Annotated in this window: 1 protein-coding gene (running past one end of the window); it reads left to right on the top strand. The window is 63.0% G+C overall.

Going from position 1 to position 24447, the window contains the following annotated elements; translation table 11 throughout:
• On the top strand, nucleotides 1-24447 hold the 3' portion of the coding sequence (locus PIN01S_RS11965; protein WP_084335898.1) for an Ig-like domain-containing protein. Its footprint begins 18174 nt before the window's first position; the window shows 24447 of its 42621 coding nt (coding positions 18175-42621); its start codon lies beyond the left edge, outside the window; it ends in the stop codon at nucleotides 24445-24447.

Here is a 24447-nt window from a genome sequence, read left to right as displayed (position 1 = left end):
CTCAGCCTGGCGTCCCTGCAGGTACAGCAGGGCCTGATCAGCGTATCCACGGGCGACCGCTACCTGCTGCTGGAAGCCAACGCCCAGGGACAATACGAGACCATCTACTGGCAGACCCAGAAGACCGGTGAGCTGCTGGGCATGGGCGGCCAAGTGATGCAAGGCAACGGCAAGGGCGTGGAGATCAATACCCAGCCCTACCTGGCCGTGGCTTCCAGTACGCCGGCCAGTGGTGCGGTAATCGGCCTCAACGAGCCGGTGCTGATTGCCTTCAACAACCTGATCAATACCGATGCCGCTCATCTGGCGCAGGCGTTGAACGTGCTCGACGAGCAAGGCCAGCCGCTGGACGGCGCAGCCTATGAAATGGCCGGTACCAATACGCTACGCGGCGGTCTCATCGAGTTGCGCTTCAAGGGCGAATACCAGGGCAGATTGCGCATCGAGGTTACCCAGGCGCTGCTCGACCTTCAGGGCCACAGCCTGCGCCAGCCGTTCGTCCTGCAGCTCGAGCGCCGCACCGGTGTGCGTCCGCTGGTGAATCAGGTACGTCGCGTGGTCAACGATGTGACCGGTCTGCATTACTTCCATGCCACCGGTGGCGAACAGGCGTTGATCAGTGGTAGCGGCTTCGGCGTCGCGGCGGAACAACTGGCGGTCTGGATCGGCGAGGTGCGTCTGCAGCCCGAGCAGGTCGTCGGCGTCACGGACCAGGAACTGCGGGTGCAGGTTCCGGACCTGCAACTGGGCGGGATCAGCGCCACCTTGCCGGTCAAGGTGGAGCGTCTCGACCAGCATCTGGCCTACCTGCGCCAGGGAGCGATCACCGTGCTCCCGCAGGTAGAAATCGACGATCTGCAACCGAAGACCGGCCCTCCCCAGGGCGGCAATCTGGTCACCCTGCATGGCCGTGGTTTCAACCACTACGTCCAAGTGCGCTTCGCCGGTGCACTGGCGGGCGACCTGAAAGTGCTCAGCAGCAATCGGCTCGAAGTGCGGGCACCGGCCGGCAGCTTCGGCAAGGCCAAGGTCACGGTGGAAAGCCAGCTGTTCCCGGGCGAGCAAGCCGAGGCGAAGGTCGAATACTTCTACACCGGTGTACCCACCGGCTCCGTCAATCTGCCGTCGGAAGTGGCCAGTCCGATCTCCGCCATCACCCGTCTGGACAATGCCGAGTCGCAGTTGCTCTACGTCATCACTGGCGGCAGCTTCGACAAGCTGGATCTACAAGGGCGTGTGTCGCGTATCACCAGCAAGGACGCCCGGCTGATCGTTGCCGACATCAGCGATCCAGTGCACCCGGTGATCCTGACCAAGAAGTTCCTCGACACCGAGAAGTACTATCACTACGAGGCGCCGAACGGCCTGGCGCCACGTGGCTTCGTCGACATGACCATTACCGGCGATCAGCTCTTCCTCGCCGGCGGACGCAAGCTGGTGCAGTTTGACCTGACGTTGCCGGCCGAGCCCGAGCGCATCGCCGAGATGGAGCTGCCAGCGGACATCAATGCCCTCGCCAGTGGCGATGGTTTGATCTACGTGGCCTACCAGCAAGGTGTCCGCCTGTATCGCCTGACTGCCGAGCTGAAGCTGATCGATCTGGGCCTGCTGGATACCACCCGCCTGGGCGGCATCCCTGGGCGTCTGCGCCTGGTGGGTTCGAGCCTCTGGGCAACCCTGCCGCAGCAGCGGCAACTGGTGGAAATCGAGCTGGCCAGCGGCGAATACCGCATCAAGCGTCGGATAAACACCCGCGATGCAGCGGGCAATCCCTTCGTGCCGGAAGATGTCCTGGTCCTGCCGAACCATTTGCTGGTTTCCAGCGGCAGCGCAGCCACGGTGCAGTTGTTCGCACTGGACAGCGATACCGGTGCGACCCCCGTTACCGATCTCAAGCTGACTTACCTGGTGAGCCGTGGCGACCTGTTCGCCGGTCAATTGCAGCTGGCCGGGCAGACCCTATACGTGGCCGGTGGACAGGGCGACGTGCAGTTGTTCGATATCTCGCCGTGGCTGAACGGTCAGGTACAGAGCAATATCGCCCTGCGCGACTACTTCAGCGTGCTGGGCAACGTCACCAGCCTGTCCCTGGGCAGCCAGGCGCTTTATGCCGGTAGCTCCTTCGTGTTCGTCCACGGCGAGCCGGCGGAAAACCCCCTGGAAGATTTGGGTGCAGCGACTCAACTGGGTGGCAGCCTGAATACCCTGGCCTACCAGAACCTGGCGATCCTTTCCCAGTTCCCGCGCCCGATGGGCCGGCTACCCCGTGAGGCGGCCATCGAAGTGCAGTTCAACCGCCTGCTGGATAACCAGCAGTTGCGTGACCTGGGCAGCCAACTGGTCCAACTGCGGCTCGATGGCGTGGCTGTGCCGGCACAAGTGGCACAGGTCGGCGTCGGTCGTCTGGTGATTCGGCCGAACGCGCTCGTTTCGGGTAAACAGTACGAGGTGGTACTCGGGGCGGCCCTGCAAGACCAGCAGAAGCGTGCGCTGGGCCATGACTACCGCTTCCGTTTCATCGCCGACAGCGAGGCCCAGATCGCCCTCGACAGCTTCGGCCCGCGCCAATCGAGCTGGCGCGGTGGCGCCGAGGCGACCCTGAGAGGACGTGGTTTCGGCGAGAACCTGATCGTCGAAGTCGGCGGCCAGCGGGTTGCCGCCACCGACATCCTATATCGCGATGAGAACGAGCTACGGTTCCGCATTCCGGGATTGGCGGCGTCGCCGGCCAGCAACCGCCTGGTGGGGCTGCGTCTCATCCAGGGCGGCCAGGAAGTCTTCCAGGCGGGCGCCCTGACCTACGTGGCCGATCCGCGGATCGACCAGTCGGGCCAATACCTCCCGCTCACCGGTACGCTCAACCCGAGTGTCAAACGCTTCACCTACAACGCCGGCGAGTCGATCGGCCTGCAAGGCCGGGGCTTCGGCGAGGCGACCCAGGTCAGGATCAATGGCCGCCTGATCTCCGGCGTCCGCCTGGAGCGTTCCGATCTGCTCAGCTTGGTGGTGCCGGAAGACACCCTGGGTAGCCTGCAGGTGCAGGTCAGCAACCAGGGCTTCACCGGTGATGTGGCTCAGGATGTCACCCTGCGGGTCGATTTGCCGTCGCAGCGGCAACTGGACAGCGTTGCGACGTTCCGCCGGCAGGGCGACCTGCTGCTGACGGCCCATGACTACGATGTACAACTCTACAGCCTGCGCGACAGCGCCAGGCCGCAGCTGTTGGCCAAGTGGACCAGCCTGGCCAAGGTGCAGGACATCGCCCTGAGCGAAGGTTACGCGGGCGTTCTCGACGAGAAGGACCAGATCCGCCTGTTCGACCTGGCCAACCTCTATGCGCCGCGCGAACTGGCTCTGGTGCCGAACAGCCGGAAGATCGATTACGAGGCGCTGGCGCTGGCTGACGATCTGATCGTGGCGAGGGCTGGCGACCGGGTCTTCCATGGCCAGGTGCAAGGTGCGGAACTGCGAGAGCTGAGCCTGGAAACGCCGGACAGGTTGGTGGACGTTGCCCTGGACGAGCGCGCGCTCTACCTGTTGTTCGAGGATCGCCTCGAGGTCCGCTCCGCTCGCGACCCCGAACAGCTGCTCAGCCGCTATGAGCAGATGTTGAGCGGTACCCGCCGCCTGTGGAAGGATGGCAGCCGCCTCTACCTGCAAGGCAGCGATACGCTGCAGATCCTGCATCGCGCGGCTCTGCTGCGCGGTCGTGGCGATCCGTTGCTGGGCGAGCTTTCCATCAGTGCCACGGCCAACCTCGCATCCCAGGGTGAACTGCTGGTACAGCACCTGAACAACGAAATGCAGGTGTTCGACCTGGACCTGCAGGCCTCGTCCTCGAAGTTGTCCCGTCGGCTGCTGGCGGTCATCCCGGCGAGCGGTGCGATCGAACAACTGCAAATTAACGGCACTCTGTTGGAGTGGCGTGTGGGCAAGGCGTACTCCAACGCCACACTGCCGATGAACAACACATGGGCCTTGGCGCCGTCGAGTCTTGCCGCGGCGGACGAAACGCTCGGCCTGCGGCTGGTCGGTCCGGACTATGCCTGGTTGCCGGCACGTGCGCGTCTGAGCGAACTGTCCGGTACGGCCATCGACAGCCTGTCGCAGGCCCAGGGTGCCGAGTTGCGCGTGGCGCCGAAGCAGGCGGCATTCGCTCCGGCCGGTCTCTATCGGGTGGCAGTGGACCAACCGCCGCTGGATTGGCTGCAGGGCGCCGAGGTGAACTTCGACCTGCCGTGGCTGGTGGACGGTGTCGACTTCTTCGGGGCGGCGCTCGTTCGTCTGGACAATCTGCAGCCCAATCGAGCGCTGTCCGGTCAACCTCGTACCTATGTGCTCCGTGGCCGTCAGTTGCAGCTCGTCGATCAGTTGCAGATCGGCGAACGCGTCCTCGACCGTCAGGCCCTGAGTGTCAATGCGGCCGGCGACCAATTGAGCTTCACCTTGCAGCTTGACCAGGCGGGGATATACGGCGTCCAGGTTCGGTATGGGCAGCAACGCGCGCTCCTGCCGACGGCCCTGGTCGTGGCCGAGCCGCTGGCGATCGAGAGCGTGACCTCCGGCAGAGCGGATGGCACCAGCGTCAGCGACAGCGGCGGTACGCCGGTACAGATCAAGGCCCAAGGACTGTCCGAAGGAATCAGTCTGCACTGGTATCCAGCAGGCCAGGGCATCCAGCCCAACGCTGCCAACCGCGTCGACTTTACCCTGACCGACGAGGCCATTGCCTTCGTCACGCCGCCCAGCCAGCCGGGGTGGAGCTACCAGATCAGTCTGGTGCGCGAGTCCAGCGGTGAACGCGTGGACAGCCAATCCGCACAATGGCTGACCGTGGTCGACGATACCGCTCCGAAGGTTCGTCTGGTGCGCGCCCTGGATGCCGTCAACTCGCTGATCCTCGAATCCGATACGCCGCTGAGCGCGGATGGCTTCAGCGTGATCAAGCAGTTCAAGGATTACGAGGCGCATCCGCAGCCGACCGAAGACATCAGCGCCCGTTTCGTCGCACCGGCGAGCCAGGGCAACCGCCTGGAGCTGCGTCTGCGCAGCGATGCGCTGTTGGAGGCAAACGCTCACTACGCCGTGACTCTGAACGGTATCCGCGACAAGGCGGGCAACCTGGCCATTGGCGACGGCATCCAGGGCGGAACCTACCAGGCCCTGTACAAGGCCGAGGATCGTCTGCCGCCGCGCACCGATTCCCTGGCTGTCACGCTGCAACCGGATGGGCAGCCGCTGAGTCCCGCTGTCCAACTGAAGGTGGGCAACCGCTACAGCTTCAACGTGTCCGCTGTAGATAACGTGCAGGAAGCCGACAAGCTGGCCTTCTCCTACCGGGTTTCCGCCGATGGCGGTAAGACCTGGCTGAACGATTGGACCCTGATCCAGAAGCGCGCCTTCAGCCTCGATCTGATCGGCGAGTACCAAGGTTTTGCCCTGTTGCTGCGTGCCAGCGACGGCAAGAACGCCAGCGAACGCCGCTTCGATGCCCAGGTCAGCCTGCCGAGCCTGCGGCTGCGCCAGTTCGCCACTCAGCCGTCGCCGGTGGAAGAAAGCACCACGGCACAGCTGCATTTCGAGCTGGAAGGCGACCTGGATCAGATTCGCAGCACGGAAGTCCGCCTGCAGGATGGCCGCTACGTCGCCGCGCCGCTGGATAAGCAGACCGGGCTGGTCAAGCTGGCACAGGATCATCCGCGCCTGCGTGACCTGCCGGGCGCTCCATCGGCTCCGTATCCGCTGACCGCCGAACTGCGTGTGGGCATGGGGCTGAATGGCTCTGCCTACCAGTACTTCCAGGGACGCTACGACCTGGTGGCCGACCAGACTCCGCCGACCCTGGCGATCATTGCGCCGCTGGATGGCGAGTTCGTGCCGCGTGGGGAGACCACCGATGTGATCCTGCGCAGCGCCGACCGCTATGGCATCGACCATGTCGACGCCTGCGTGAACAGCCAGGCTGCCGATCCGTTCAGCGATGCCTTGGCCTGCCGGCGCCTGGCCGACCCGGGCCGACTCCGCGTGCCGGTGGCCGCCGATGCCACCGAGCCGCTGCATATCGTCGCCCGTGCCGTCGATCTCAACGGCCTGGTCAGCCAGACTGCCACGATCACCCTGTTGCCCTACGATGCGAAGCAGGGCGCGCCGGAACTGAGCCTGCTCAGCCCGGCAGATGGCCTGACCGTACACGGCGGCGAGCCGTTGGCCGTCCGCGTACGACTGCGCCAGTTGCAGCAGGCCACGCTGGCCCTGCAGGTCGGTGGCGATCCGCAGCATCCGTCCAATCCGGCTCCGCTCCCGCTCAATCGCGGGGCGGACGATGACGAGTACCTCGATCTTTCCATCCAGGTGCCGAAGGTCGAGCGTGACGGCGTGCTGATCCTGCGCCTGCAAGCTCCATGGCAAGGCCAGACCCTTACCGCCCAGCGAATTCTCAACCTGCGGGCGGATCAGGGCATCGACGAGGAGCCGCTGCTCGGCCTGCAACCGGCGCAGAACCTGCTGTCCGGTACCCAGCTATGGATCGACGCACCGCCGCCGGCCGGCATGACGGACTTCAGCGCCGATTCACGCGTCGAACTGTTCGACCCGAGTACCGCTCCGCTCGTCCGCTCGTTGCCGTTCAGCGCTGTGCGGCAGGTCTGGAACAGCGCCAGTGACGGTGATGCGTTGCGCCTGGATGCCGTTCTGCAGGATCGCTCCGGCAATACCAAGACCACGCCTCGCAGCCTGGCCAAGCTGGCCTACCTGCAACCGGAGGCACGCCGTATCGCCATCGAGCGCGGTTATGTCGCGGGCCTGGCTACCGCTCTGCCGGGACACCCGCATGGCCTGGCCTGGGTAGAAAACCGGGGCAGTGCCGGCTACCGCCTGAACACTCTGGATGGCTTGCTGGAGAGCCGCGACAGCGGTCGTATCGAGCACCTGTTCTTCACCGGCGCCGGCCTGGTGGCCCAGGTTCGTCGCGAGGGCAGCGATATCCTGCGCTTCTGGCGCTGGCTCGACGGTGCCTGGCAGCCGGCGGTCGAGCAGGTAACTGCCGGTACGCTGGTCGGTGGTAGCGGCGATCTCCTGTTCGTACGCCATGGCCAGTTGCTGTCCGGGTTCGCCGTGACCGGCCGGGGCTTCATCGAGCTGGCGGGTTCGAGCCTGGAAGAAGACATTCGCCAGGTACACGTGGATGGCCAGCGTGTGGCCGTCCTCACCAATGTTGCGCTGGAGCTGCTGCAATTGAGCGACGGCGAGCTGCCGGCCCTGCGCCGCGTCGCGCGTCTGCCGCTGGTGGATCGCGATGGCTTCGCATTGCAGGGTAATCGCCTGCTGGCCTGGAGTGCCGATGCGGTCGAGCAGCGTGAATTGGTCCAGGGTACCGAAGGCTGGTCATGGGGCGAAACCATGGCGCTGGCGGTAACCGGAGCGGTTACCGATGCACGATTCGATGGCGAGCTGGCCTGGCTGCGCGTAAGCGAGAGTCAGTACGGCGATAGCTGGCAGGCCTGGCGCGGCACCGAGCGCGTCGGCGCCCTGGAAGCCTACGAGTCCCTGACCGTTGCGGCTGGTGCGTTGTATGGCATCCAGCGTGGTGAAGACGGTCAGGCTCTGGTGGTATTCCCGCTCGAGGTGAGCGAGCCGCCGCGTGCGGAGCTGACCGCGACGATCAAGCGTCTGCCTGCCGGCGTACTGGTGGGTGGTTTACCTGCTTCCTTCGAGGCGGCACTCGGTCAGGCCGACGTGGCCTTCCTCGATGAAGAAGGACGGGTACTGCCGGCCCAAGCCTTGTGGTATCAGGGCGAGCTGGATGCCTATCTGGGTGAGTCCTTCCCGGCTGGGCGCGCCTGGCTGCTGGCCAATCCGCCGGCGAACCTGAAAGTGCGGGTCCGCGACCATGCGGGCGAGCGGAGCCTCGATCTCGTCGCACCGGCTGCCGATGTACAGGCCGCGCAACTGTCCCTGGGTGACGGTGCCGTGCTGACAGCCGGGGCGCGCGTGCCGCTGGTTGCCACCTTCCCGGTTGGCACCAGCGCCGAAGCGGCTGGTCTGGCGCGTGACGGTGCTGCCCTGGCCGGTCTTGCCAGCCCGACCCAGCGTCTATACTGGATCGACATACCGGAAAGCGGTCAGGCGACCTATCGATGGGAAGAGCCGTCCACCAGCCAGACTCTGGCCCTGCATGCCCAACCGAACCAGGCAGTTGCCACCCTGACACTCTCTGGGGCAGGCAATAACCAGATCTTCGCCGAAGGCAGTGCCTTGTCGCTGGGCTACCAGGTCAGCGAAGCACCGACCTGGGTCGAAGTGGAGTTGCGCAGCTTCAACGGCACGCCATTGACGCGTCTGCTCGCGCTCGGTCAGCAAGGTCGTTTCAGCCTGCGTCTGCCGCAGGTCGTCACCCAGGAAAGCCTGGTGCTCCGTACCCGCGCTTATTTCGCCGACGACTTCCACTACAGCGAGCAACAGCTCAACCTGCGCGTGGCACCTCTGCAGCAACTGCCGCAACCTGTGCTCAGCGGCCTGCCGTCGCAGCTCTATGCCGACAGCCAGGTCGAGCTGCGCCTTTCCGGCGTGGATGGCGACCGCTATCGCATGTCGCTGGAAGCGTTGGACGATCAGGATCGCCTGCTGGCCAGCGGTACCGATCGCATCAGCCTGCGCCTACCGGCCGGCATCGCGGAATTGCGCGTGCGGGCCTTGTTCGACGATGAATTAGGCAATCGTCATGAGCAGCGCTGGAGTGCACCGGTGATCGATGCCTGGCGCTTCCAGCCGATGCCCGAACGCTTGCCGTTCGACGTCATGCTGCCCAGCGTGGGCGGCTACTGGTTAGCCCGTGGCGCTGAGCTGCACGATGGCCAGGGATTGCGTAAACGTCTGCCGGGTGCCATCGCTGCAATGGATTACCTGCAGGGCTATCTGCTGCTGAGCGTCCGCGGCTTCGGCCTGACGCTCCTCGATCCGCGCGATGGACTGAGCGTTGCCGGCGAAACGAGTGCCGCCGCGCCGCTGACTCACCTGGCGGTACAGGGTGAGCGCATTCTGGCCGCCAGCGGTCGCGATCTCTATTGGTTCGATGCCTTGGGCGCTCAGCTCAAGGCCGCCGGAACGCAGGCATTGAGCGACGACGTGCGCCAGATCCAGGCGTATGGCAACGGTTTCCTGGTCCTGACCGGCAAGCAACTGCTGTTGTTCTCGGCGACTGGGCAGACCGATGCCACCTTCAACCAATCTGGCCTGCGTGCCCTGACAACCGTTGACGGCCATGTCTACGTGACGGACTCCGCCGAGCGTCTCTGGCGCCTGACCGGTATCGCCAACAAGACGTGGGTCGGCGACTCCGTGCCCCTGGATGGAAGCGCTGAGCGCCTGTTCGTCCTGCCGGGCCAGTTACTCGCTCTGTCGAGCGATCGTATTCAGGTTGTGGATCTTGCGACCCGGCAGCGAGTGGCATCCTGGCCGTTCGCACTGACGGAGCCGGCCCGCGCGCAGTGGGCGTCCGGCAAGCTCTGGCTGGGTGGCAGCGACGGGCGGATTCTACAGCCGCTTTCCGGCGCGGCAGGTTTCCTGCCGCTGTATGACAGCAGCCGCGCGGCGGAGCCCACTCACGGTACGGTAAGCGGGCTCGCTCTGGCTGGCGGTCAAGTGCTGGTGGCGGCCGACAACTTCGGGGCGCAACTGCTGCGCCAGGATGGCGACGGTGGCTGGCTGTCCACCCTGTATCCGTCCCAGGCCTTTACCCAGGCCGCCGGCCAAGTGGCGGCGGGCGGCGACTACTGGTTCGTCATGCAGCCGCAGTTGCAGCGTGTCATGGCGTTGAATCGCAGCACCCTGGCGGCGCAGACCGTCTTCGACAAGCTGGTGGTCAACGATCTGGCCACCAACGGTTCGTATGTGGTGGTGGCCAGCGGCGGTTCGCTGCGCCTTGCCTCGCTCACCCAGCTCGGTCTCAAGCGCGAGCTGGTGGTGACCTCGCAGGAGAGCCTGCGCCAAGTGGCGCTTTTCGGCACCCAGGCCGCCGTGCTGAGCGAAAGCGGCCGGGTGTTCCTCGTCGATCTGCGCGAAGAGAACGTACGCCCGGTTCAGGAACTCAGCGCTCAGTTGGGGGGTGAAGTCCGCCAGTTGGCCTTCTCCGGCGATACGCTGTTCTATCGTTCCGGTGCCGCTGCGTGGCGCTATGACCTGCATTCCGGGCAGCGTTCCCAGTTGCTGGCGGGTGAAGCCGTCGACGGCCTGTACTGGGCAGCGGGCCTGCTATGGGTCGAGCGGACTCAGGGCCAGGGTTTCGTTCTGTCAGCGCTCGATCCCACAACTGGCCAGCCGATCGCCGGTGGCTCGCTGCCGCTGGCACAGCGCACGACCGCCGTTGCCGTGGAACGCAACCGCCTGGCCGTCGGCCTGGGCGCCCAGGGTGTCCGAATCTTCAATTTGCCCTATGGTGTCGTCGGAGGCGGCGTCGCACCGTTCGCGCCATTGGCGAATGCGGTCCTGACAGCCAATGCGCCGCTGAACCTGAGCCTGGATGGGACCAACCTGCGCGGTCTGGCCTTCATGCTCAATGGACAGCCGGTCGGCGAACTGAAACAGGCCCTCGGTCAGACCAGTCTGCGTCTACCCGCGAACCTGCCTATGGGGCAGACCTTCACCCTGGGTGTGCGTACCGAAGACATCCATGGCGTGATCCGCGAGTCGGCGGCACGCTCTCTGTATCTGCAACCGAACGATGGTGTGGCGAACCCCTTCACGCTGGCGTTGAATTATCCGGAACACAGCTGGCTACCGTCGCCGCTGAGCGTCAGTGCCCAGATCGGTGCCAGCCAGCAGCCGATCGCTCAGGTCGAGTTCCTTGTCGCGTCCGCCAGCAGCGGTCCATGGCAGCGCGTTGCGTTGCGCCGGGCCGAGCCGTTCCAGGGCAGCCTGGCGCTGGATGAGACTTTCTCCGGCCAGTACCTCAAGGCCCGCGCGGTAGACGTGTTCGGCAACAGTGCGGAGACCGTCCCGGCGCGCTTCTACCGCCATCTGGATTCGATCAAGCCGACAGTGGCTTTGAGCTACGAAGGCAGCGCCGTTCTCGTTGATATGAAGAAAGCGGTACGGGGCTTCCCCTTCACCGTGAAGGCGCAGATGAGCGACAACGGCGCACTGGACAAGGCCACGTTGTCGCGCAATGGCCAGGTGGTCGCCGTGGCCTTCGGTCAGAACCAACTGAGCTACCAGGAGACCGCTTCCACCCTGGGCGAGCAGGTCTTCACTCTGGACGTCAGCGACCGCGCCGGTAACGTCGCCAGCGCCGAGCTGCGCGTTACCGTAATCGACGATGCTTTCCCGGTCGTGGAAAGCCTGACCGCTCCGGCACAGTTCATCGAGCAGGGCAGCTTCGACATCAGCCTGACCACCGAAGACGACGTATTGGTCAAGGCGGTGGATATCGTGTGGAACGGCTTCGCCGACCACTACGATTTCAACGACAAGCGCTTGGCGAATCGCGTCTTCACCGTCAAGGACCGCCGTACCGAGCGTGTGCCGGCCGCCGGCCTGACCCAGGCGCTGCAAGTCAAGGTCACCGACAACCGTGGCCAGATCACCGAGGCGCAACCGAAGTCGATCAAGGTTTCTCGTGACACCGTGCCCAACGCCCAGGCCCTGCAGGTGACCTTGCCGGCCCGTGGCGTCTATGGCGGACTGGCACGCCTCGAACTGGCCAACCTGAATGCCGTGGACGATACCGGCAGCGTCATCGTGCGCGTAGCACAAGTAATCGGCGGCCAGGCGCAGGAACTCTTCAGTTGCCAGCGCGCCGCTAACGACTACTTCTATTGCGGTAATGCCGGCAGCTACTGGAATTCTGTTGCCCGTGACCTGCGCATTCCGGATACCTTGCCGGAGGCCGACCAGAGCACCTACCGCCTGCGCGTCGAACTGGTGGACCGTATCGGGCAGACGGCCAGCCGAGACCTCGGCATCGCCTTGACCCAATCGCCGAACCTGGTTCGCTTCCAGCAACAGCAGGCGAGCGACAACCCGGCCATGGCCCGTGTGCAGGAAAGGCCGGTCTATCGCGTCCAGGTACTGGATGCGGCCGCGCGACCGGTGGCCGACCAGCCGGTGCGCTGGCGCCTGCGGCGTCTGTCCGATGGTGCCCTCTGGAGTCTCGGCACCAGCAACAGCGATGCGAATGGCTACGCAGCCTGGACGTTCAACGCTGACCGTACCGTGGGCGACTACCAGATCTGGGCCGACCTGCCGCAGTTCACCCAGATCACCCGTGCCGAGCACGACCTGAGCATCCAGTCGGGGCCGACCCGCAATCTGCTGCTCGGCTACATCCCGGCGATGCCGGCCGGCTCGACCCTGGGCGTGACCGTGAAAGCCCAGGACAGCGAGCTCAATGACAACGGCGCCGACCAGGCCACCGTTCTGACGCTGACCCTGCCCACCGCGGACTTCCACGTCTTGCCGGGTGATGGGGTTCAGGTCGGCACCGTCACCAGCAATGGCCAGACCGTCGAGCGGGTTCAGGTGGCATTGAAGGACGGCCGCGGACAATTCGTGCTGCAGGCCGGTCAGACTGTCGGTCAATACAGCCTCGCCTTTGCCAGTACGGGCAACAATATCCGTTACACCTACGACAGCCGTGGCTACACCACCTGCTGCGCATCGACCTTCAACCTGACCGTCATCCCGGCTGCAGCCAGCCATCTGCGGTTGCTCAACGAGAGCGGCCGCCCGCAGGAAGCGGGAGATGTGCTGGTCCGTGGCGTGAAGCAGGACGTGCGCCTGCAGGTTGCATTGCAGGACCGCTTCGGCAATGCGATCAGCCAGCTGGATGGTAAACCGGTGAACCTGACCGTACAGGCCCGTGCGACCGGGTCGGCACAGATCAACGGACAACCGTCGGCTGCACCGATTTCCCTGGTCAGTGGCCTTGCCTCGTTTGCCGTCAGCAACGAGACCTATGAAGAGGTCACCGTCAGTTTGGCCGGTCCGGTGGCGGATCTGCCGCAGCTCGACCTGGACAGCACCTTCCGGATCAATTTCACGGTGCAACCGCCGGAAATCGTGCGCAGCGTCATCGAGGCCCGTGAAGGTACCCAGTTGCGTGCTTATTTCGAGTACGACGAGCCGGTGAGCCTGCCGAGTGGCGAAGCGCTGAAGTTCTACCAAGGCACGACGCTGCGCACGGGCACGATCAGCCTGACTGATGGCGGGCGTACTCTTACGTTCGTACCGCAGCAGGCGCTCGAACTGGGCCGCTGCTACCGTTTCGATACCGCCGGCTCCGGTCTGCGTGGCGTGGCTCGCAATGACGGCGTTCGCGAGCAGGCGGGCGATATCTGTGCGCCCCATGCCTTGTTCAACGTCGTAGGGCCGGTCAAGGTGCTGGCCGGGCAGAACTACCAAGTGCCGTTGCTGCTGGCCAACAACATCAGCTGGTCTGGCGTGAGCAATGGCCGTGCGGAGTTGGCCGGTCGGACACAAGGCTTCAATTGGTACTACAGCCCGACGCGTACGCTAGTCGTCCCCGAATTCTTCACCGAGGCGGATAACACTATCGTCGACGGCGGTGTGCATCCGCTCACGCTCAGCGGCACGCTGTCCGGGTCGCCGGCCAAGCCGGTGGTGCTGGGTAACGCCATGCAGCTGCAGGTGTTCGATCCGCTCGCCGATTTCGATGGCGATGGCCTGACCAACAAGCTGGAGCTGGAAACCGAAGGGCTCGATCCGAGCCAGCGCGACAGCAATGGCAACGGTATCGAAGATGGCGCCGATGACCTGGATGGCGATGGCCTGTCCAACCTGGAGGAGGCCACCCTGGGCACCAAGCTGCGCGTGATCGACAGCGACGGCGATGGTCTGTCCGATGGCAGCGAAGTGCGGACCCACGGCACCAATCCGCTGAATCCGGACACCGATGGTGACGGCCTGTCCGACGGGGCGGAAGTCAGCAATATTCCGGCGTCTTCGCCACTGAAGAAGGACACCGATGGCGATGGCATTCTGGACCCGCTCGAACTGCAGGTCGGGCTCAATCCGAACGATCCTGCCGATGGCCTGGCCGACAAGGACAGCGACGGCTTGACCAACGCACGCGAGGCGTTGCTGGGCACGATCATCGACAATCCCGATACCGACGGCGATACGCTCAAGGACGGTGTGGAGGTCGATCAGCTCGGCACCGATCCGCTGAAGGCGGATACCGATGGCGATGGGCTGCGCGACGATGAAGACAGCGAGCCGCTGGTCAAGGACACCCAGGCCCCGGTGGTACGGCTGCTCAATCCCGCACCGGGCCAGCAACTGATCAAGGGGCTGCGCCTGACCATCACCCCGAGCCTGCAGGACAACGGCCGTGTGGCCAAAGTCTCGGTGCTGCTGAATGGCTCGCAGATCGCGCTGCTCACCAGCGCGCCGTTCACCCATACGATGAACCTGCCCACCGAGGCGGACAGCCTGCGCCTGGAGCTGGTGGCCATCGACACCAACAACAACCAGGGGCGTACCGGCGAACACACGTACAGCCTGATCGAGGACCCGCTGACCACCGTGATCGGCCGCGTACTCGACAGTAGCGGTCAGCCGGTTGCCGGTGCCCAGGTCGAGGCCCTTGGCCTGACCGCGATCGTCCAGAGCAATGGCAGTTTCGTGATTCCGGGAGTGCCGGTAGCGCCCGGCAAGGTCACGGTCATCGCCAATGGTCTATTGGGTAACGAGGCAGTAACCAATGCCTCGGCCGAGATCGATCCGGTCTGGGGCGGTACCACCGACGTGGGCACCATTACCCTGCAACTGCCGAAGGTGCGGGTGGGCTACTTCAATGCCCGCTTCAACGCTGGCCAGGCTTATCAGCAAGCGATCATCGAGCGGGCTGGATTCGAACCGGTGCTGGTGAGCAATCTGGCGACGTTCGACCTGTCCCAACTGGATATGTTGATCGTCGACAGCTCGCGTAATAACCACGGAAATAGCAGCTATTCCAATAACCGCAGCAAAGTGTTCAGCTTCGTGCAGAACGGCGGCGTGCTGGTGTTCAACGAGCACTACAACAGCTCCAACAGCCTGATCGATATGCCGGGCACTCCCACCGCCAGTTCGGTATGGACGGGCAATTCCATCACCCTGCGGCCGTTCTATCGCTGGTCGGAGGTGAGTGAGGGCAAGGCAGGCTCCTGGTGGTCGCAACGTGCCACGAACTATCCCGGCTACGCCTATTTGCCATTGGACGGCCTCGATTCGTCGGTGACCCCGCTGGCCTTCAGCGGTGCCCGCTACGAGAAGCGCGTGACCGCTATCCGCTATCCATATGGCAATGGCCATGTGTACTTCGGTTATGCGCCGGTTGATCCCTGGTATATCGATGCCTCCAATGCGATACACAGCGTCTACCACCCGAACGTGCTGGTGATGATGCGTGAGCTGACCCTCAAGGACAGCGACAACGACGGCCTCAAGGACATCTACGAATTCGCCCACGGCACCAGCGCCTTCCAGGTGGACCGTGATGGCGACGGTTTGCTGGACGGTTTCGAGGTCAAGTACGGCTTCAATCCGTTGGTGGCGGGCGAGCAGCACTTGGATACGGATGGCGATGGCCTGAGCAACCTGCGTGAGCAGGAGCTGGGCACGCATCCTCGCCAGGTCGACAGCGACGAGGACCAGTTGTCCGACGGTGAGGAGGTCGATCTGCGCAACAGCGATCCGCTGAGCGAAGACACCGATCTCGACCGTGTGCTGGATAACGCGGAAGTGGCGAACAAATCGAATCCGCGCAAAGCCGACAGCGATGATGACGGTATCAGCGACTACGACGAGATTTATACCCACACCACCAGACCGGATCTGGCGGACACTGATGACGATGGTCTGTCCGATTTCATCGAGCTCAAGGGCCCTTATGCGGACATCCTCAATCCGAAGAACAAGGCGGATGCTAACCAGGATTACGACGGCGACGGGCTGACCAACAAGCAGGAGCTGCTCGAAACCCTGACCAACCCGAAAGTCGCCGATACCGACGGCGACGGCATGACCGACAAGGCCGAGATTCTGGCGGGCCTCGATCCGCTCGATCCGGATACGGACAAGGACGGCCTGTTCGACGGCGAAGACAGCCAGCCGTTGGAGAAGGACCTCGAACTGCCGCAGGTCAGCCTGACTTCGCCAACTGCCGGCGCCAGCCTGGTATATGGCCAGCAGGTTCGTCTGCAGGCCAGTGCCAGCGACAACGGACGCGTGGTCTCGGTGACCTTCTACGTCAACGGTTCCGCCGTGGCCACTTACGGCGAGGCGCCATACCAGCACGTCATCGCCGTGCCGGCGCAGGGCAGCGAGTTGCAGGTGGAAGCCAGCGCGGTCGATACCAACGGCAATGAGCGCCGCACTCCGGTTTCCCGCTTCGACCTGCTTGCCGACGTAGGCTCCCAAGTGACGGGGCGTGTAGTGGACAGCGCCGGCAATCCGGTTGAAGGCGCTGCCATCGCCATCGTCAACAGCCTGGGCGGCAGCAACATAGAGCCCATGAGCTATGTCATCGACACGGCTACCCATTCCTCCTACCGGGATGAGTCGGGTGGGCAACTGATCGATAACCAGATCGGTGTGGCCGGCTACAACGCCAACCTGGGGCAGGGCAACGCCTACGAGTGGTTGGGCTGGAACAACCAGCCGACCATCAATATCGATTTCGATTTCGGCCGTAGCGTCGTCATCGACACCATCAAGGTTGGCTCCACTCAGAGCAGCACCACCGACCGCGTGTTGCCGTCGATCGAGGTCTTCCGGAAGGTCGGCGATAACTGGGTGGCTGCAGGTAGCCTCAATGTGCCGGTGAGCAGTGCCAATAACTTCAGCAGCAGCTCCACCGCTCCGCGTCGTTCCCTGGATATCGGCGGGCTCAATATGAGCAGCCGCTACGTCCGGGTAACGCTCAAGGCGAACGGTAACTGGACCTTCGTCGACGAGATCGATTTCTTCCACAACGGCCCGGTTTCCACCGATGGCGCGGCAGTGGCGTCCACCGACAGCCAAGGGCGTTTTGCTGCCCAAACCTCCACCGTCCTGCTGGAGCCTCAGGTCAAGGCCACGGCTCGCTTCGGCAACCAGAACGTCACGGCCCTGAGTGCGGTGTTCGACGTGGTGCGCGGCGGTTCGCGCGATGTCGGCGACCTGGTGCTGGCTGCCCAGGGCCGCCGTGCATTCGAGCCGATCCAGGCCCGTCACCTGGCTTACGAGGCCCGCGAGCAGAATCGCTACAAGACACTGAACAACCAACAGCAGTGGAACTTGGATACCTACTATGGGATCGTGCGGACCGGCACCAACTACGCGTTCAATAATTCACAGTATCTGTTGGTCAACGGCTCCTATTACACCAACGATTCGCCGTATCCGTTCTTGCTGCGTCTATCCGGCCGTGAGCTGACCTTGCCCGAGAAGCAGATGGGTTCGGTGCGCGTGAGTCGCAAACTGTATGTGCCTGCGGATCGCAGCTATGCGCGTTACCTGGACTTGTTCGAGAACACTTCGGATCAGACCGTTACCGTTCCGGTACGGATTCAGGGCAACTTCTACAACGATGGACGCCTTATCACCGCTACCTCCTCGGGCGACCTCGTGTTCAACACGCTCGACCGCTATCTGATCACCGACGACGGTACGGACAACGGCGGTCGCACGGCGTCCGGCCTTCTGTTCGGCGGCTTGAATGCACCCGTCCAGCCGAGTTCGGCTTCGGCCAGCGCGGACAATTACTCGGTTACCTATACGCTCGCCCTGCCACCGCGCAGCCGCAAGGCACTGCTGCACTACGCCGTGCAGAACAGCAGCCGGGCGGAGGTCAAGCGCATCCTTGAGGAATTGTCCGCAGCCAATTACGAAGAGCGGGACTTGACGGTCGAAGAGCATCGCGACATCGCCAACTGGACGACCCAGGTGGACAGCGATCTGGATGGCGTCGCCGACGCGGATGAAGTGCCGCTTGGCCTGCTCCCGAACGTGGCCGACAGCGACGGCGACGGCCTGCTCGATGGATTCGAGCGCCGCTACGGCTTCGATCCGCGCAGCAACGATGGTCAGGCCGCGCTCGACAGCGATGACGACGGCCTGAACAACCTGCAGGAGCAGGAAGCCGGCAGCCATCCGCGCGTGCCCGACACCGACGGCGATGGTCTGAACGATGGCGCTGAGGTGCTGGTGCACCTGTCCAATCCGCTGACCCGTGACACCGATTTGGATCGTGTCCTCGATGCCGACGAAGTCAGCCGCGGTACCCTGCCGGGCCAGCCGGACAGCGATAACGACGGCCTGGATGACTACGCCGAAATCTATACCCATGGCACCGACCCGCTGAAGCCGGACAGCGACGATGACGGTATACCGGACAAGTTCGAGGTCGATCACGACCTGCTCAACCTCAACGCGTCGGACGATACCGACAACGATGGCCTGACCAACCTGCAGGAATTCCAGGTGGGTACCTTGCCGCGTACGGCCGATACCGACGGCGATGAGATGCTGGATGGCTGGGAGGTCCTGGGCGTACCGCCGAGCGATCCGCTGAAGGCGGACGGCGATGCCGGCGGCCGCCGCGACATCAACGAGCGTTTCGTCGATGGCACCGATCCGAAGCAGGCGGGCGATGACCGGCCGAATATCAACGGCTATCGCACGGTCAGCGACGAGAACAATCGGAGCTGGACCTTCTATTACAACGGCTATGTGAACGGCACGACTGGCTCTGCCATCGACGGTAATACGGCGTTCCGGTTGTATATCAACGGCAGCTCCTACAACTACTACTCGACCAACCAAGCCACCAGTTCGGCTAACGGCCGCGAGTACCACTATGAGGCACGCCGGATCAACAACCTGGTCGTCAGCCGTCGCGTGCTGGTGCCGAACGTTGGCGGGGCCTATGTCCGTTACCTGGAAATCCTCGACAACCCGACAGGCCAGGAGCAGGTAGCGACCGTGCGGTTGCAGTCCTACTACGGCGCGGCGAGCGACAGCCAGGTTGCCGTGGTGACCAGCAGCGGCGACACACAACTGACCACTGAGGATGACTACCTCGCACTGCGCGACACCTCGGTGGCGACCCGTCCGGTGCTGTTGCATGTGTTCGCCGGCAATGCCCAGCGTCGCCAGGGCGTCAGCTTCGTCAACCAGAACGGTCGCCTGTGGCAGACCGACTACCAGGTACGCATTCCGGCGGGCGAGCGGCGAGTGATCATGCACTTCGCCACCCTGGAAGGCTCTACCGAGGCTGCGGTCGCCACGGCGAACAAACTGCGCAGCCTGAAGAACCTGGGGCTGGATAACCTCGATACCACCCTGGCCGGCAAGGTGGTGAACTTCTTCGCCTTCTATGACCAGGATGAAGATGGCCTGAGCGACGCGGATGAAATCCGCCTGGGTTCGGACATCAACGACCCGGACAGCGATGACGATGGCATTCCCGATGGCCAGGACACCGAGCCGATGGTGCCGGATGCCGTGGGACCGACTGTCAGCATCCAGCCGCTGACCCCTGCCCGTCGCTACGGTGGCGATCCGCTGGAGGTGACTGCTCTCGTCGCCGACAACGGGATCGTTGCCAAGGTCGAGCTGCTGCAGGACGGTGAATTGGTCGAAACCCGTACCCAGGGTGGCACCCAGACCTTCTCGGTGATCCTGCCGAACACCGAGAACACCCTGCTGCAAGTAAGGGCGACCGACAGCAATGGCAACGTCAGTACGGCGGAGCTGAATGTCCCGATCAATACGGTGCCCGAGTTGCATTTCAGCGGCTCGGTGGTGGACAAGCTCGGTAACGCGGTGGCGGGTGCGCTGGTAGAGGTGAATGCCGTTCAGGCGACCACCGGCAGCGATGGGCGCTACAGCCTGGTGGTGCTGAGTAGGGAAACTCGCCTGGAGGTGCGTGCCAGTGCCCTGTTCGGTGCCCAGCGCATGACCGCGCACCTGCCAGTGGATATTCCGGTCGAAAGCGAAGAGGTGTCCGTACCGCCGCTGCGGTTGGAAGCGGAAGGTCGCCGCGCCACTGGCCTGATCCCGGATAGTGCCCTGAGCTATGAGGGGGCGGTTGGATTTACGTACAACCTTTATGGCAACAACTATCGGTGGGATATCACCAGCAACGGCAGCATCAACGACGGCTCCAGCGATGCCTATGACGGTGGTCAGTATCTGACTGTCAACGGTGAGGGCTTCCCCAATGTCGGCCAGGGTCTGCTCCGTCTGAATGGCCGTGAAGTGACCTTGCCGGCTCGGAGCATGGCGGGTGGCTTGCTCGTCAGCCGGAAGATCTACGTGCCGGAAAACCGGAACTACGCGCGCTTCCTGGAGCTGATCGAGAACCCGGGCGACAGCGCGGTGACCGTGCCGGTCACCATCAGCGGCAACCTGGGCTCGGATGGTTCCACTTACCTCATCAACACGTCCTCCGGGGACAGGTCGTTTGGCGCCGACGATTACTACCTGCTGACCGACGACTCCTCGTCCGGTGAAGCGGGCAGTGATCCGGCCATGGGGCATCTGTTCGGCGACCCGCGCTCGACGCTCAAGCCCAGCGCCGTGTCGCTGAGCGGCGACAACTACTCGATGACCTTTACGCTGACCCTGCAGCCGCGCAGCCGGCAGGTGCTGATGCACTATGCGGTGCAGAACTACAGCGGCGCCGAGACCCAGCGCATTCTCAACGAGTTGAGTTCGGCCACCTTCGAGGAGGTCGGGCTGACCTACGAAGAGCACCGGCAGTTGGCCAACTGGAGCGGTTTGGTCGATTCCGATGGGGACGGCATGCCCGATGCGGAGGAAATACCGCTCGGCCTGGATTACCAGAACCCCGACTACGACAACGACGGCATTCCGGACGGCCGCGACAGCGAACCCAAGGTGCCGGATACCGTGGCGCCGACCATTGCCATCAGCCATGGCGAGGGACCGTTCTACACGGGCGACCCGATCACTCTGACGCTGGACGTACAGGATGCGGGCATCGTGGGGCAGGTCGAGCTGTTGATGGATGGCGAGCAACAGGCCGTATTCAACGGATCGGGCCAACATGTACAGCAGCTGACGCTACCGGCCGAAGGCACCGTGCATTTCGAAGTGCGTGCTACCGACAGCAATGGAAACGTCGGGGTGCAGACGCTCGACCTGGATGTGGAAGCCATCCCGCCGAGCAGCATTGCAGGCCGCGTGACCAATCTCCTGGATGCTCCGCTGGCTGGCGTGAAGGTCACGCTCAGTCGTGGCGGTAACGTCGAAGCGCCTTCGCTGATGGCGACTCTGTTCGGTATTGGCGAAACGTCCGTTGTCACCGATGCGGACGGAACCTTCGTCTTCGACGACATCGACCGCCGCGAGAATGCCGATTGGATCGTCCATCTGGAAAAAGAAGTGCTGGGCTTCCCCGTAACGGCTGAGCGCCAGGTTCATCTGGCAGTCGACGGGCGGGCCGAGGTGGGGGATGTCTACCTGTCCGCCGATGAAAACTACACCGCGCCGTTGACTGGCGATCTGGGGCAGGCGTACCAGGACAACTATGCGTGGCTCACGTTGCCGGACGACTACGCGTTCGCCAATAAGGAAGTCCAAGTCAGCATCATCAATCAGGAAGTAACGATTGGCGGTATCACCGATGTGCCGTTCCGGTATTCGCAAGGCAATCTTGGTAACCGTGAGTTCCATGTTGCCAGCCTCGACGATCGAATGGTCCTGAGCTGGACCGGCTGGAAGGCACCGTTCGCCGATTCCGATGATGACGTCGTGGATATGCAGGTCGTGCTGCATCGCGACGGTCGAATCGAGAACCGCTTCTATCGAGTGCCTTACGACACCGTGTGGGGATGCCAGCCTGGACATTCCATGTTCCGTAATGGTGGCTATGGCCTTACGGATGAGGTCCATTTGCGCGATGTCCAGGGTCGGTATGTCTTCCCGAACGTGACGATGCGGGAGAGCCATTACTGCACTGTGGACCTTCAAGGGATGACCGCCACCTATATACCGGTCGCCGATGGCTCTTATCGCCTCCAGATCGGCCGGCTCCCGGGCCATGTGGACAGCGACGGAGATGGCATCTCCGACATCAACGAAACCTTGCTGGGGACCAGGCTGGACGAGCGGGACAGCGACGGCGATCTGCTCTGGGATGGGTTCGAGCTGTATCACGACCTGGATCCGCTCCAGGCCGATCCGGGTGTTGCGCAGGAGGATTGGGACGAAGACACGCTCACCAATCTCCAGGAGCAGGAACTGGGTACCGATCCACGCAACAGCGATAGCGACGGCGATACCTTGCGCGATGCCGACGAGGTCGACACCTACGGGACCGACCCGACGCTACGCGACACGGATGGCGACTGGCTGACCGACGACCGCGAGATCCAGGTTGGCAGCAGCCCGCTCAAGGCGGATACCGACGACGACGGTCTGTACGACTACGACGAAGTCGAGCGCTATGGAACCCGCCCGGACAAGCGCGATAGCGACGACGACGGCATGGAGGATAAGTTCGAAGTCGACTACGACCTTATGAACGCCGCGGCTGATGGCGACGAGGATGGCGATGGGCTGAGCAACCTGGAGGAATTCCGGAACGGCACCCATCCTCGTGTCCTCGATACGGACGGCGATGGTCTGCCGGATCGATTCGAGGTGGACCTTGGGCTGTCGCCGAAGAAGTTCGATAGCGATGGTGCCGGGCGTGGCGATGGGGATGAGCTGTTCGTCGATGGCACTGACCCAGAAAACCCTGCCGATGACTTGGGCGTGGTTTCGTCGGGAACGACGTTGTCGTTACCTACTGAGGCTGGCTTGGATATCAGCGTCGATTCGATGGGGCGGGTGCAATTCTACGATCCTCGAAACTATAGCGAGATCGGTTTCTGGCAGGCCCTCGAACTGGAAGGTTATGTCAGCGAGTCCAGTGGCGAATCGGTATCCAGTAATAATAATTCGAATAATTTACGTATGCTGCGCAGTTACAGTCAGGTTGAGAATAAGCCGCTCTGGCGCGGGCCTTTGACGGCATTGAGTGGCGATTTACTGGTTAGCCGCGAATATTATTTACCGCCTACCGGGCGAGCGTATATTCGGGTGCTCGACAGGTACTACAACGTCAGTGGAAAGTCTCTTCTCGCCAAACCGGCCCTGCGCTCGCGCCCGGCGTATTGGGGGCCGGGCTATGTCCAAAGCACATCCAGTGGCGATGGCGAGCTGAGTGCCCAAGACGGATGGTTGAGTCTGCGCAAATATGATTACAACACTGGTGGGTCTGGCCCGGTGGCAGCGCTATATGTGTTTGCTGATGAGGCGGGCAGGCAGTCCCTGGACAGCGAGAGGCTCTACAGTGATGCCTATTACGATGTGAGAACCGGCTATCGCTTCGAAATCCCAGCCAACGACCACCGTGTGGTGATGTCCTTCATGGCTGTGGAGCAGGACGAAAGCCCGGTCAAGAACGGGGCCAGCGTGCTGCAATCGCTGGGTGAAAATACCTTGTTTGGCATACCTGCCGAAGATCGCTCGCGCATCGTCAACTTCACACCGTGCCCAGACGACGATCTAGATCTGCTGTGTAATGCCGATGAGTTGCAACATGGCAGTCGAAGCAATGCTTCGGATAGTGACGATGATCGCTTCGACGATGCTTTGGAAGTACGTTTAGGAAGTGATCCGGCCAGTGCCCAGTCAATACCGGAGTTCGATGTATATATGGCTGGCGGCAATGATGAGTCCAGCCGCCTGCTTCGCCAGCGTGGTTTCAATGGTGCACTGAACGAAGTAAAGGTGCTCGATGCGACTTATCGCAGCGTCGATATCGATAACACGGGGGCCTTGTGGTTGGCTGGGGCAGATACGTCGGATGGCTTCCGTTACGAAAAATATGACTTGGAAACATTGGCGCAGCGTGACGAGAGCATTTGGGATAACAATCGTGTCGATCTGCTCGACGATTCAATGAGCAATATTGCGCATTATCTGTATCTCATTGATGAAGGGAATTCCGAAGAAGGTGGTGAAACTAAGCCGGAGCTGGCTATCCATGGTCTTCGGTCTGGCCCGTGGGGAGGGGAGAGATTCCCGGTGGGAGGTAATATTTCCGCTGACCTTCGTTGCGGTGCCGCGCTGGCGAATTGGCAAGGCACTCTCCTACTGCTTAATGGCTGCAAGCTGAGCTGGGACTACGGTGAGACAGACATCTCCTTCACCGAAGACTTCGGCAACCAACCCCGCATCCTCTCCATGGACGACATGCAGCAGGCCAATGGTGTGCTGGCGCTGGTGGAAGACGAAGTGGACGGATCGAAACGCAGGAGCCTCGGCTTCATCGATATGAAGACCGGCAAGGTGGAGCGAATGAAAGGCGTACCGATGGATGTGAAGGGCCTTTCGGTGAAGTTCAAGGGCTTCCAGAACCAGCCTAAATGGCCAGTTGATATCGTTCCTCAGTAA

This window comes from Pseudomonas indica NBRC 103045 (genome assembly GCF_002091635.1).
Classification (GTDB): domain Bacteria; phylum Pseudomonadota; class Gammaproteobacteria; order Pseudomonadales; family Pseudomonadaceae; genus Pseudomonas_M; species Pseudomonas_M indica.
This window is presented reverse-complemented; position numbering and strand designations above follow the sequence as displayed.